We start from the raw sequence: 12,665 nt of genomic DNA, 5'->3' as shown, positions 1-12,665 counted from the left end.
TGGCTCAAGGCCGTCCGGGATCGGTTGCCGTGACGTGGTCGATCAGGGCCAGGGCGTCGGCCACGGAGCCGGTGGGGTCGGGGACCGGGTAGAGCACACCGCGTACCGTGCGGTCCCTGTCCAGCAGCAGCGTCAGGCGTTTGAGGCGGTCCGTGCCGGCGGCCCGGAAGGTCGGCAGCCGCAGTGACGCCGTCAGTTGCAGGGCGGCGTCGGACAGCAGGGGGAACCGGATGCGGGCGTGCTCGGCGAAAGCGGCCAGCTCGTCCGGTCGCTGGGTGCTGACGCCGTGGACACGGGCGCCGCGGGCGGCGAACTCCGGCAGCCGGTCGCGGTAGGCGCACGACTCCAGGGTGCAGCCGGGGGCGCCGGGGATGTCACCCCAGCCGGGCGGGTGGCCCGCGGCGCCGGGCGCGTAGGCACCGGGGAAGCAGTAGAGCACGGTCCACGGGGTTTCCCCCACCGGGTCGAGTTCGGCGGGAGTGCCGGGGCCGGGCGCGGCCGGCAGCGCCAAGGCGGGCAACCGGCTGCCGACCAGTTCGTGCACCCGGCGGGCCTCGACGGAGTCGACGGGGGTGGTCGCGGTGAGCGTGCCGTCGCCCATCACGTACCGGCCGCCCCAGTCCTGGAGCGCGACCAGGACCGGGAGCAGGCCCTTACCGGTGGGGGTGAGGTGGTAGGCGTGGCGCGGGGGGTGCGCCTGGTAGAGCCGTTTTTCCAGGACGCCGTCACCGACAAGGGCGGTCAGCCGCTCGGAGAGCACCTTGCGGCTGATGCCGAGCCCGGTGCGCAGCGCGTCGAAGTTGTGCGTGCCGCCCGCGATGTCACGCACGATCAGCAGCGTCCACCAGTCGCCGACGACCGCGAGCGCCTGAGCGATGGAACAGTGCGGGTCGACGTCTCTCGGGTTGCGCATGCTCCCAGCTTGCCACCGGCGTCCACGCACCCCCTATAGTGAGTCTCCATTAGAGACTGACTAGGGGGGCTGGCGATGTCCGGGCCGGTGACACAAGACCACCACAGCGCCGGTGGGGGACCGGCGGCCGCGGGCAGCCACCGCGGTGACAGAGCCCGGCGGCGCCGGAGCGCGCCCGTCTTCTGGCGGTACTGGACCGCCTCGGCGATCAGCGGCGCCGGTGACGCGGTCACCACCGTGGCGCTGCCGCTCCTCGCGGTCGGTGTGCTCGGAGCGGACGCCTTCCAGGTCAGCCTGATCACGGCGGCGGGCTTCGCCGCGTGGATCCTGATCGGTCTTCCGGCCGGCGTGCTGGTGCACCGGCTGCCGCTGCGGGAGACCCAGGTGGCCATGGACCTGCTGCGGGCAGCGGCGATCGGCTCGGTGCCGCCGGCCGCAGCGTGCGGGGTCCTGTCGCTGGGGCAACTGATCGCCGTCGCGCTGCTGGTGGGACTGGCGAGCGTCGTCTTCGACGTGGGCAACGCGACGTTCCTGCCGTCGGTCGTCACCAAGGAGGAGCTGACGGCGCGCAACAGCCTGCTCTCCGGTACGGTCTCGGTGACGCAGCTGGCCGGGCCGTCGCTGGGCGGAGTCCTCGTACAGGCCCTCGGCGCGGCGGCGACCCTGGTGGTCGACACCGTCAGCTACCTCGCCTCGGCGGCCCTGCTGCGGACACTGCCCCGACGCGGCGGGCCCGGCTCCGGCTCCGGCACCGTGCCCGGGGCCGGGCCGTCGACCGTCGTGCTGATCCGGGAGGGCTGGCACTACGTCGTCCGGCACCGCGCGGTGGGGCCGTGCGCCGCGATGGCGACCTCCGTCAACTTCGTCTGCGGGGGGCTCACCGCGCTCACCCCGGTATTCCTGGTGCGCACCCTGCACGCCCCCTCCGCGGTGGTGGGCGTCCTGATGGCCGCGGAAGGAGTGGGCGGTCTTGCCGGCGCGGCCGTGGCACCACGGCTGGCGGCACGGGCCGGCAGCGCCCGGACGCTGCTGCTGGCGTGCGGCACGTCGGCATGCGCGGCGCTGCTGATGCCGCTGGCCGGCAGCGGTCCGGGTCTGCTGCTGTTCGCCACGGGCAGCGCCGTCTTCGGCGCCGGCACGGTGGTGCTGAGCATCCTGACCCGCACCCATCGCCAGACCACGACACCGCCGGACCTCCTGCCACGGGTGATGGCCACCGTGCGGTTCGTGTCCTGGGGTGCCATCCCCTTCGGAGCCCTGACCGCCGGGGCCGCATCCGTCGCGTGCGGTACCCGCGGGGCGCTGTGGCTGGTCTGCGCCCTCGCCTTCGTCGCCCCCGGTGTCCTGCTGGCCGGTCCGCTGCGCGGGGTGCGCCGCCTGGAGGACGCGCGCTGACCGCGCGACACGAGGACCAGGCCGTCCGCCCTGGCTCAGCGCCTTCGACACCTGGGGCCCGGCTGTGACCGACCTCGGCCCGCTCGTCGCGCATGCAGCGCACGGGACTGTCGGAGGGGAGGGTTCCGTCCACGATGAGCACGGTGTTCTCGCGCAATCGCCTGCGGCGCCGGAGGGCGAGCACGGGCCCGAGCTGAGGGAGCGGCCGACCTGCTCCCAGGTCCGGAGCAGCCGCGCTCGATGTCCTGAACGGTGCCTGGCGACACGCCCGGTTCGGTGGCCGGACACCGATGCGGCACCTTCCGTGCTCGCTGTTCCCTGAACCGAGACCGCCGCTCGCGCACATGCGGGGAAGCCCCTCGCGTGTGGGCAAGCGCCCCGAAGCTGCCGCTACAAGATCGGCCCCGGGCCGGGGCCTGGGCATCGCCGACCGGAAACCACACGAATGGCCCGCTCGTCCCGATCCGCACAGGAGGGACGGCCGACCCTCACGACGCATGGCGCGCGAGGTAGGCGATGAGCGCGACGCCGTAGAGGAATTCGATGAGGGCGAGGTAGTGGACGAGCACGCGGCCGAAGGGTGAGGTGATCGCCAACCGGATCCGGTAGGAGACCGCCACCACCGGCACGGCGATCGCGGCGCTCACGAGAGGGTTCAGGTCGATCGAGAGATGGTGCGCCATCGAACGGCACTCCCCGCCGAAGTATCTCAGGCTGCCGGCGACCAGGACGAGCGAGGTCACGGCCAGCAGTGCCCTGGCGGTGGCCTTTCCCAGCCGGACGACCGGACGGCGGTCGGGCGCCCACAGCGCCTTCGACCAGGTGGTCACGCGGCCGGGGCTCAGTCCGACGAGCCTCAGCGGGTAACCGGTCAGCCGGCGCCGGTGCCGCAGGGCCGGGGGTACGCGGACGTCGACGGGCAGCCGCCCGCTCGGGTGGAAGGTGTCGCCGGCGAGTCGCCGCCTCGCCTTCCAGAAGGCTGAGGCGGTGAAGCCGCCGGGGTCGTCCTCCTCCCGCGGCGGCACGGAGAACGCCTCGGCCGGCGTGGTCCAGCCGGCCTCGTGGAGTTCGCCGACCCTGGCCCGGTTCCGGTCGGTGTGCCGGGCCAGGTCCTCGGACGCGCCCGCCTCGGCGAGATGGTTGGCAAGCAACCGGAAGGCCCGGTGGTAGCGGGTGTACCACTCCAGGGTGTCGACACGTTCCGACCAGGCGAACTCCACGGTGGTGTCCAGCACCACGAGGGTGTGCTCGGTGTCTGCGACATCGGTGGCGAACAGAAGCCAACTGTTGAGGAACGTACGGTAGTCCGCACGGAGGTCCGTCCCGGTGCCGTCGGCGTCCAGAGCCTGCTGGAAGAGCCCCGCCGCCTCGGTGAAGCACCCGCGTGCGGCGGCGAGGTCGAACCTGGCGAGCGGCCAGGCCAAGTTGGCCAACTGGCCTGCGAGTTCGGCGCCCCAGGCTCCCGGCTCCGCGTCATGGAGGGCTCGCAGGCCGGCGACGGCCAGTTCCTGCTCGGCCACCGCCTTTCTCCATCGCTTGTGATCCTCGTACCACTGCGACTCCCTGCTGCGGAGTTCGGCGACCCTGTAGATGTCTTCCAGGGGGTGCGCACCGGACTTCCGCCCCAGCAGCCGCAACGCCTGGCGGCGGGCGTGATGCGCCCTCCAGTCGCGGTCGGCGAGCCCGTGGAGCCGGTCCAGTGCGGACCACACGTCCTCCGGCTTCGGCGCCCGGCCGCTCCGCCTTCCGAAGGGCCGGCGTCGGAGCAGGATCGCCTCCTGTGCGGCACGGACGGCGACGTGCCGGCGCCCGGGGTCCAGGACCGGTGAGGACGCCGCCAGACAAGCCGTGAGGGCGAGCGCGTGGACGAGGTGCCCCCGGTTCCGCCACCGGTCCCGCAGGGGCAGGGCCCTCAGCAGGCCGACCGCCTCGTCGGTGGCCGTGTTGGCCTCCGGGAAGCGGTCCAGGATCGCGAGCGCCTCGCCCCATTCGACCAGGCGGTCCGCGAGGTCCACCGCGACGGCCGGGCCTTCCCCACCCGCTTCCCGCTGCATCCGTACGGCCTCGCGCGCGTGCTCCTCGCGGTCCCGCGGCCGGCCGTCCACGGCGTGGATCCGCGCGAGCAGGTCCTCCGTTCCGGCGAGGTCCCGGGCGGACTTCGCCCCGTCGGCCAGCAGGCGTCGTCTGATCGCGGCCGCCTCGGAGGCCAGCTCCAGGGCCGCCGGAAAGTCCTTGATGACGGCGAGCGCCTGCGCCTGCGCGTGCAGGGCGGTCGCGACGTCCTCGCCCGGCTCCACACCGCTGGTCTCGGCGGCGCCGCGGTAGTTCGCCACGACGTCGTCCAGGAGCGCGGCGGCCTCATCCCCCTGCTGCTCCGCCAGCAGGAGCATCGATCGGATGTGCAGGGCGACAGCCAGTTCCGCCGCCTCCTCGGCAGGCAGCCGACGCACCAGGGCGACGGCTTCCCCGGCGGTCGCGAGGGCCTGCCGCCGCCGACCGCTCGACGCCTCGATCGCGGCGAGGCTGGTCAGCCCCCGGGCGAGCGCCGCGTCCTGCTCGGGATCGTCCAGGGTCCGCAAGAGCCCGACGGCCTCTCGGACCGCGCGCAGCCCTTCCTTCCGCCGGCCCGCGCGGTGCAGGTGCAACCCGTGGTTGTGCAGCGCCCGGACCAGATGGCCTCTGACGTCCGGACCCGGCTCACGGTAGAGACGCCAGAGGTCCACGGCGCTTCTGCCGGTTCCCAGCGCCTGTTCCGTCATACCCAGGGCGCTCAGCCGCGAGGCGAGCATCGTCAGCGTGACGGCGAGTTCCGCGACGTGATCTTGCTCCTGGAGCTCCTGCGCCAGGACACCGGCCAGCAGCGTGAGGACGCGTGCCGCCCGTCGGTCGTGGGACGGTCCGCCGTCCTGCGGCAGCGCGGCCACCAGGCGGCGCAGAACGGCAGGGTCGACGTCCGGGCCCCGGCTGATGAACCGGTCGACGGGGGCGACCAGGCGTGTGTCGTCCGCGAGCCGGGGGGCGACGGCCAGTGTCGCCGCTCCGAGTGTCCCGAGGTTGGCCGCGATGAGACCGTCCACCCGGTCCGCCAGACCGGGCCGCCGCTCCATGAGCCGGGCGAGGAGGGTGACCGCGTGTTCGGCCTGGTCGGTCGCGCACCTACCGCTCACCTCGCCGAAGGCGTCCGGCCGCTCGGTGAGCACCTGTCCGACGAGATCCTCGCCGATCACGTCCGGCCGCACGCCCTCCCAGAAGCGCGTGGAGCTTCCGCAGGTCTCGTGCAGCCACCAGATCACCGCGGTCCTCCGGTCCTCCGGCTGGTCGCGCAGACCGGGCAGGCCGCGGACGACGTCCATGGCCTGCCCCTCGTCGTTCGCGCCGAGCAGGGTGGCGGCGGCCACCGCCGCCTCCAGGGTCCGGGGGTCGAGGACGAGGCCGCGGGATCGGGCCGCGTCCGTCCAGTAGCGGCGTTCGTGCCGCAGCAGCACCGTCGAGGCGGCGGCTGTCTCCTGGGGCTCGCCGGATTCCCCGACGGCGGACAGCAGCGCCACCAGCGCGCCGAGCTGGATCTCCAACACGGTGGCGGGACCGGGGGTGGGCGGGCCGGTCGCGACGATCGAGGCGACGAGCGGCGGGTCGGCCGAGCGGTACCCCCGGACGTCGCCGAGCGCCACCGACAGATCGCTGACCGCGTCCTCCCACAACGCGGCCGGCGCGGTGTCGTCGTCATCGGCGAGGCCCCCGAGCCGCTCCGGCTCCGGAACACGATCGGCCGTCAGACCCGGCGTGGCCGCGAGAAGCTGCCGCCACCAGTCGCCGGCCGCGCGGGCCAGCAGCAGGACGCGCAGCGGAACGTCCGAGATGCCTCCGGCGGTCACGAGCGCGGCGATCTGCTCGGCACGGCTCTCCGCGTAGTCCACGACGAGCAGCGTGGGGACGCCGCGCCTCGCCAGCCGCGCCACCTCCGCGGTGCCCGCCCGCTCGGACAGGACGCCCGCGACCCAGCCCCGGTCGCGCGCCTCCGCCGCGACCCGCAGACCGAGGCGGGTCTTGCCCTGCCCACCCGGGCCCACCAGCAGCCGCAGAGCGAAACCGGCGTCGGTCGAGCACCAGTCCCACAGGTCCCGTCGGAGTCGCTGCCGACCGGCGAAGCGTACGGCGCCGCTCTCCGCGCGGAGCAGACCCGCGGGTGAGCGGGGCGGGTCGGCGCGCAGCAGCAGGTTGACGAACTCCACGGGTTCGAGCACGGGCCGGGTACCGGTGGCGCGCTCCACGGCATCCCCGAAACCCGGGTCCGGGACGAAGGCCGCCGCGGGCAGCGCCAGCAGCCGGCGGCCGCCGAACCCGGTCGCGTGCCGCACGATCACGGCGACCAGCAACCCCTCGCACAGGAACGCCGCTCCCGACATGCCGCCCCACGGGTCCGGCCGGGAGGGCAGCGGCGCGGTGTCGACGTCGACGGCGAGCAGGCCCGCCTTGCGTCCGGTCCCCGGGTTGACCGTCCCCGTCACCTGCTCGGTGTCGCGGACCCCGTCGGGCAGGCGCTGCGCCTCGGGGAAGCCGGTCGCCTCGCCGGGCACGAGCGGCGCGGCGCCCACGAGGCGGCCCCACCGAACGGCCCGCGGCCCCGCCCACCCCGGGCCGCGAACCTCCAGCAGCACGGCGTCTTCGTCGCCCGCCCAGCGGACGTGGGCGACGAAGAGGTCCACGGTCCCGGAGCGGCGAACCCTTATGTCCGCGCTCCAGGCGCCCTGGTCCCGTATGACGTGCGCCGCGCTGAGGACGAGGCCGCCGCCGACCGCGTACCCGGAGCCGCTACGCCACGAACCGTCCTCCCGAAGCCCGTAGATCTCGACCACACGGTCCTCAGCGACAACCATCGGCCGGGCCGGGACCTCAGTGTGCCGGTATGTCGTCGGCCCGGCCGCTGATCTCCACCGCCCGGCCCGTCACGGCGTCCCTGGGGTTCAGCTTGACCAGCAGTCGGTGCCGGTCGTCGCGCCCGACCGTCTGCTGCCCGCCGAGGGTTACGACGCCGAGGTTCACCGCCCCGGACCCGCCACCGCTGCGGCGCACCACCACGTCGAACTCCATCTCGACCCCCGCGACCTCGAAGCGCAGCGCCTGCTCCTCGGCGGCGGCCATGGCCGCGGTCAGTTCATGGCGCAAGGCGGCAACAGCGTCCGCCACGTCCACCCACACACCGTCGTCCGCCATGCGTTCCCCCCATACTCTCCGCCCTTGGACACGAAGATAACGCCGCAGGCTCCGCACGGAGGGGTCCGGGCAGAAACCGGAAGCAACTCGTGCATCCTCCCCATCCCGTTGCCCGGAGCCTGTTGCCGGGCAGGCCGGCCACGAGACCCCGATGGACCTCACATGCGTGAATTCCTCCCAGGACGCGAGTGGCCTGGGGGTCGTGTGGGGCCACGCCGGTCACCAGTGGGTTCCTGCCCTCTAGATCACTACGCTGACACACCAGCCGGCTCCCGAAGAACTCGTAGCACCATCACCGTGGGGCCTTCTCGAGGCGTCGCCGGCAGATGAGTGTGCGGCCCAGTGAGACGAAGGCGTTGTTGAGGTCGAGGCGGTGCTCCCAGCGAATTGCGAGTCGTTTGAACTGGTGGAGCAGGGCGATGGTCTGCTCGACGACGTAGCGGAGTCTGCTGAGGCCATGGATGTCGCGGTGGCCGCGTCGAGAAACAACGGGCGGAATACCTCGTTTCCGCAGTGCGCTGCGGTTTGGTTCGCTGTCGTAGCCCTTGTCGCCGAGCAGGGCTTCGGGGCGGTTACGGGGATGGCCGACGCGGCCAGCGACCGGCGGGACGCCGTCGACCGGCGTCAGGGTCTGGGCGACGTCGTTGACGTTCGCCGCAGTGGTGATGACGTTGAGCGGGGTTCCGTTGCCGTCGCGGCGCCCCCTTTTTTCACGCGTACACGGGAAGCGTCCGCGCACGCGCGGCTCCAACAGCACACCCCGCAGACACAACCGATCCGAAACCGGCCGCGGACCCGGCGAACGCTCCGGCCACGACGGCAGCACCGGCTCGACCACCGCCCCACAAGATGGTGTTACCAGCTCAAAGAGCCAAAAACTCCCTTATCGACGGCAAAATCTGGCACCTGCACGAATCGGTGCCACCGGTGGCTCATTTTTTGGCTCGGAAACAAGTTGCGTCACCCACGCTCATAAACTTAGCGTTGACACGCACAGAGACGTCCCGCCATTCCAGGAGGAGTTTCATGCGTTTGAGATCGATGGGGACGATCGCCGTGGGGGCCGTGGCTGCCACGGCGCTTGCCGTGAGTCCGGCTTTCGCCACCAGTTCCGCGTACGGCGTCGGCACGGGAGGACACAGTGCGTCCGGGAGTGTGACGTGGCTCAACCGTTCGGTAGGGATTCAGGGATCGGTCACCGACATCGGTGGAGCCGGAACGCAGGTTGAGTTCGATGCGTACGCCGGCGGGAGTCTTGTCGATATCCAAACACGCACCGCAGTCGACGAGGTGAAGTCGTACAACTTCACGATCGACGGCTCGGCGTTCTCGGGTGGTATCAATGAGGTCGACATCATCCTGATAGACCTCCACACCAATGACGTCCTGCAAACCCAGACCGTCTGGCGGCAGTAGGTCGCCAATGTTGCCAGGGATACCGCGGGTTGACGGGTTGACGGGTTGACGGAGCGGACACGGGATCCGCGATCTTTCAGGTGTCCAAGCCAAGTGATCGAGAAGGCTCCCGTGTCCGCTGCTCCACTCCCCGCTTCCCCCTGTTGGCCAAGCCGGGTCCCGTCACCCCGGACGACGTGGCTGACCGTCACGGGCACGTAGTCCTGAAGGTGGTAGCTGCTGACGCTGCACTCCCACACGGTGAGGCCGCGAACGGCCCAGCCGAGGAATGCTGTGCTCGTCCACACATCAGCCCCCCGGTGGCCTCCGTACAGGCCAGAACCCTGCGTGACGCCCGGCTCAGACCAGTTCGGGGCGTGGTTCCGCCGGTCGCGGGCGCAGTCGCAGCTCGCCGGCGGGCTCCTGGTCCCATCGCCTCGTGGTCCACACGTAGGGAAGGACCACCGAAACCAGTGCCAGGACGAGAAGCGGTCCGAAGAGCCACGGGTGCCTGGCCATCTCCACCGGCAGGTAGCGGTAGGACAGCAGCAGCGCGACGAAGACCGTCGCACCGCGGGCGACCAGCCATGACGCCGACCAGTCCCAACCGCGGTCGAGCGCGCGCATCGCCGTCTCCACGGTGAGCGCGAACACCGCGCCGGCGACGAGGTCCGCGCCGTAGTGGTAACCGAATCCCAGCGTCGCCGTGAGCGTGGCGACCAGCCAGAACGTGCCGGCAGCGCGCAGCGCCCGCGGACCCTTGCGCGAGTGGATGAAGATCGTGGTCGCCCATGCCGTGTGCAGGCTGGGCATGCAGTTGCGCGGGGTGATCCCGTCGAACGCCATCCGGTGCGGGGGGCCGATCGGTGTCGGTGTGTCCGGCCACAGGTTGGCCGCCGCCCAGTGGCCGCCGTCGGTTCCGAAGGCGAAGACCGGGCCGACCACCGGGAAGATCATGTAGACGGCGGGCCCGAGCAGGCCGATGACCAGGAACGTACGCACCAGGTGGTGGCCCGGGAAGCGGCGCTCCACCGCCACGTTGCGCAGTTGGTACAGGGCGATGACGGCCGCTGCCAGCGGCAGCTGGCCGTAGACGCCGTGCAGGAGGAGGGAACCCGCCGGACCGGTGGCCGCGACCGCCCGGCCGACCAGCCACGACGGGTTGCCCAGCGCGTGATCGGCGGTCGCCACGTACTGGTCGAGCACCATCGGGCGGGTCTTCGACGTGATGAGCAACCAGGTGTCGCCGGTCTTGTGGCCGGTCACCAGCAGCAGGCCAAGTCCGACACCCTTCAGCAACAGGGCGCGCTCCTGCCCGGTGCGGCGCGTGACGGCGATGACCGCACAGCCCAGGATCACCCACAGGGCGCCGTTGCCGAAGTGCACCCCACCGCCCACCGCCCACCGCACGAGGCAGAAGACGACGTCGATGCCGATCGCCGCGCCGAGCGCGACGAACCGCTGCCGCCAGGTGAGCACCACCATCGTCAGCGCCAGTCCGGCGTACAGCAGCGGCCCCGAGGTGGGGGCGAACACCACCTCGCGCGCCTGGTTGGTGACGGGGCCGGGCAGACCGTAGTGGCGCGCGGCGATCTCCAGCGAGACGAGGAATCCGAGGACCACTGCGCCTGCCGCGCCCCACAGCACGGCACCTGGCCGGTGCCGTGCGGCGACCGCTGTTGTGCTGCTTGCCCGCGATGTCTTGGATATCAAGTCTGGCCGATGTGTCGGGTATCGGCCGCACGGAGCATTCTTCGTGCCGGACGGCACGCTTTTCCCGGCGAACGCCGGCCGAAGAGGGCGATCCCCGTGATTTCGAACATGTTACCGGGGGTCGAACGGGCGTTGAACGGGGGTCGCGGGCGCGCGGCGGCGCGGGATCGCCACGGGCGGACACCGAGCCCTCGCGACGGTGCGGGAGGGTCCGCTTGTACTGTGCAGACCTGGACATCTGAAAGGGAAATCCCTCGTGAAGAGCTTCACTCTGCCCGGTACCGACATCGTCGCCCCGAACGTTGTGCTCGGCCTCATGCGTATCGCCGACAAGAGCGACGAGGAAGTCCGGGAGCTCGTCCGCACCGGGCGCGACGCGGGCATCGACTTCGTCGACCACGCCGACATCTACGGTGGCGAACTGCACGCCTGCGAACGCCGCTTCGCCGAGGCGATGGCGCTGACCCCGTCGCAGCGCGACGAGATCACGATCCAGACCAAGGCGGGGATCGTGCCGGAGGGCGGGTACTACGACTTCTCCTACGAGCACATCGTCGAATCGGTCGAGGGCTCGCTCGCGGCCCTGCGGACCGACCGCGTCGACATCCTGCTGCTGCACCGCCCGGACGCGCTCGTCGAGCCCGAGGAGGTCGCGCGCGCCTTCGACGCGCTGGAGTCCTCGGGCAAGGTGCGCGCCTTCGGCGTCTCGAACCACACCCCGCACCAGATCGACCTGCTGCGCAGGTACGTGCGCCAGCCCATCGTGGCCAACCAGCTCCAGCTCTCGATCACCCACGCGCCGATCGTCGCGCAGGGGGTCGCCGCGAACATGCTCGCGGAGCAGCAGGCAGCCACCCTCGACGGCGGCGGGATCGTCGACTACTGCCGTCTGCACGACATCACCGTCCAGGCGTGGTCCCCCTTCCAGGCCGGCTTCTTCACGGGCGTCTTCCTCGGCTCGCCGGACTACCCCGAACTCAACGCCGTCATCGACCGTCTCGCCGCCCAGTACGACGTCCCCGCCATCGCGATCGCGACCGCGTGGATCACCCGCCACCCCGCGCGGATGCAGGTCGTCCTCGGCACCACCAGCCCCGAGCGCGTCGCAGGCGCCGCACAGGGCTCCGACCTCCGGCTCACCCGGGCCGAGTGGTACGAGCTGTTCCGCGCCGCGGGCCACATCGTCCCCTGAGGGCGGGGCTGCTGGCGTCGCTGTGCCGCGCGCCGCGCCGAGGGCGGCCGGTACATGCCGTGGTCCGTACTTGGAATGGGGCCGGGCGGGTAGCGGACCTTCGAAGGGGTCACATGCCGACCGTGGAGGAGGCTCCCGTGCGTGGGGTGATGCGCTGGCTGGACCAGCACTTATGGGCTTACGCTCTGTTGCTCGTCGTGGTGGACGCAGGCGTCCTGATGGCCGTCCGGCCCAGCCGTTCGCCGGTCGGGGCGGTACTGAGCGCGGCTTTCTACGCCGTGTTCTCGCTTGCGCTCTACCGCCGGCGCCGGCGCAGGGACCTGGCCGCGGCCGGCGATGAACGCGCCGACATCCGGGGTCTGAACCGGATGATCAACAAGGGGCGGATCCCGGAGGATCCTGCCCGGCGCCAGCAGATGCGTGGCCTGATGGCCCGTCGGAAGGGGCAGCTGCGCCGCCTGCGGTGGCTGGCGCCGGCCTTCACGGCAATGGTCCTGGCTGTCGCGGTCCTGCCGCTGGTCAGTGGCAAATGGGTGGCGGCCCTGCCGCTCCTCGGCTTGCTCGTCGTCCTGGACGGCATGGTCTGGTTCGGATACCGGCGCCAGCGCCGTACGCTGCGCCGGCTCGAGCAGCGGCTCACCTGACCGGCGGCCGGGCCTGCCGGGCCGTCAGCGCTGCGCCGGCGGCGTCACCAGATGACCGGGGAGTTCAGGCGGTGTGACCGAACGGAGGCCGGTGCGGCCCGCGCACACCGACGCCTGGACGGACTCCGAGGTCACCACCGCCGGCCCGCCCGCCTCCGGGCCCCTCGGGCAGGGCGGGTTCCGCGAGTCCCTGCTCGCC

Annotated in this window: 9 protein-coding genes; 4 read left to right on the top strand and 5 right to left on the bottom strand. The window is 72.0% G+C overall.

Translation table 11 applies throughout. The annotated features are described in order from the left end of the window. Window positions 1–4: 4 nt before the first annotated feature. Window positions 5–913 (bottom strand): winged helix-turn-helix transcriptional regulator, encoded by a 909-nt coding sequence (locus ACWERV_RS13130; protein ID WP_452932265.1) that lies wholly within the window; start codon window positions 911–913, stop codon window positions 5–7. Between the two features lie 75 nt (window positions 914–988). On the opposite strand from ACWERV_RS13130, the gene ACWERV_RS13125 reads away from it, so the two are divergent. Continuing rightward, window positions 989–2,308 (top strand): MFS transporter, encoded by a 1,320-nt coding sequence (locus ACWERV_RS13125; RefSeq protein ID WP_452932263.1) that lies wholly within the window; start codon window positions 989–991, stop codon window positions 2,306–2,308. 488 nt (window positions 2,309–2,796) lie between these two features. Here ACWERV_RS13125 and ACWERV_RS13120 read toward each other — a convergent pair whose 3' ends face one another. From ACWERV_RS13120 to ACWERV_RS13110, 3 genes are all read right to left on the bottom strand, one after another. Continuing rightward, window positions 2,797–7,185: a hypothetical protein gene (locus ACWERV_RS13120; protein ID WP_452932260.1), complete on the bottom strand. Its 4,389-nt coding sequence runs from the start codon at window positions 7,183–7,185 to the stop codon at window positions 2,797–2,799. 16 nt (window positions 7,186–7,201) lie between these two features. Continuing rightward, the gene (locus ACWERV_RS13115) at window positions 7,202–7,522 is read right to left on the bottom strand and encodes a trypco2 family protein (RefSeq protein WP_452932257.1); all 321 of its coding nucleotides are present in this window, start codon (window positions 7,520–7,522) and stop codon (window positions 7,202–7,204) included. 292 nt (window positions 7,523–7,814) lie between these two features. Next, the gene (locus ACWERV_RS13110) at window positions 7,815–8,360 is read right to left on the bottom strand and encodes a transposase (RefSeq protein ID WP_452932254.1); all 546 of its coding nucleotides are present in this window, start codon (window positions 8,358–8,360) and stop codon (window positions 7,815–7,817) included. Between the two features lie 188 nt (window positions 8,361–8,548). Between ACWERV_RS13110 and ACWERV_RS13105 the strand changes: the two genes are divergently transcribed. Continuing rightward, window positions 8,549–8,938, top strand: coding sequence for a hypothetical protein (locus ACWERV_RS13105; RefSeq protein ID WP_452932251.1), 390 nt, complete (start codon window positions 8,549–8,551; stop codon window positions 8,936–8,938). Between the two features lie 339 nt (window positions 8,939–9,277). Here the strand turns inward: ACWERV_RS13105 and ACWERV_RS13100 are convergent, their stop codons facing one another. Beyond that, window positions 9,278–10,564 carry a phosphatase PAP2 family protein gene (locus ACWERV_RS13100; RefSeq protein WP_452932248.1) on the bottom strand — a complete coding sequence of 429 codons (1,287 nt, stop codon included), beginning with the start codon at window positions 10,562–10,564 and terminating at the stop codon, window positions 9,278–9,280. Between the two features lie 322 nt (window positions 10,565–10,886). Here ACWERV_RS13100 and ACWERV_RS13095 point away from each other — a divergent pair, with 322 nt between their 5' ends. Continuing rightward, window positions 10,887–11,822 carry an aldo/keto reductase gene (locus ACWERV_RS13095; RefSeq protein ID WP_452932246.1) on the top strand — a complete coding sequence of 312 codons (936 nt, stop codon included), beginning with the start codon at window positions 10,887–10,889 and terminating at the stop codon, window positions 11,820–11,822. Window positions 11,823–11,935: 113 nt separating this feature from the next. Continuing rightward, a complete protein-coding gene (locus tag ACWERV_RS13090) occupies window positions 11,936–12,466 on the top strand; it encodes a hypothetical protein (RefSeq protein ID WP_452932243.1) in 531 nt (176 codons plus the stop codon). Window positions 12,467–12,665 lie beyond the last annotated feature (199 nt).

The sequence above is a fragment of the Streptomyces sp. NPDC004031 genome, from assembly GCF_053604375.1.
Note: the sequence above shows the minus strand (reverse complement) of the source record. Positions and strands in the feature narration are given on the sequence as shown.

What these genes read in the sequence shown, in the direction of transcription:
- ACWERV_RS13130 (WP_452932265.1), bottom strand. Translation starts at nt 913, where the DNA reads ATGCGCAACCCGAGAGACGTCGACCCGCACTGTTCCATCGCTCAGGCG.
- ACWERV_RS13125 (WP_452932263.1), top strand. Translation starts at nt 989, where the DNA reads ATGTCCGGGCCGGTGACACAAGACCACCACAGCGCCGGTGGGGGACCG.
- ACWERV_RS13120 (WP_452932260.1), bottom strand. Translation starts at nt 7,185, where the DNA reads ATGGTTGTCGCTGAGGACCGTGTGGTCGAGATCTACGGGCTTCGGGAG.
- ACWERV_RS13115 (WP_452932257.1), bottom strand. Translation starts at nt 7,522, where the DNA reads ATGGCGGACGACGGTGTGTGGGTGGACGTGGCGGACGCTGTTGCCGCC.
- ACWERV_RS13105 (WP_452932251.1), top strand. Translation starts at nt 8,549, where the DNA reads ATGCGTTTGAGATCGATGGGGACGATCGCCGTGGGGGCCGTGGCTGCC.
- ACWERV_RS13090 (WP_452932243.1), top strand. Translation starts at nt 11,936, where the DNA reads ATGCCGACCGTGGAGGAGGCTCCCGTGCGTGGGGTGATGCGCTGGCTG.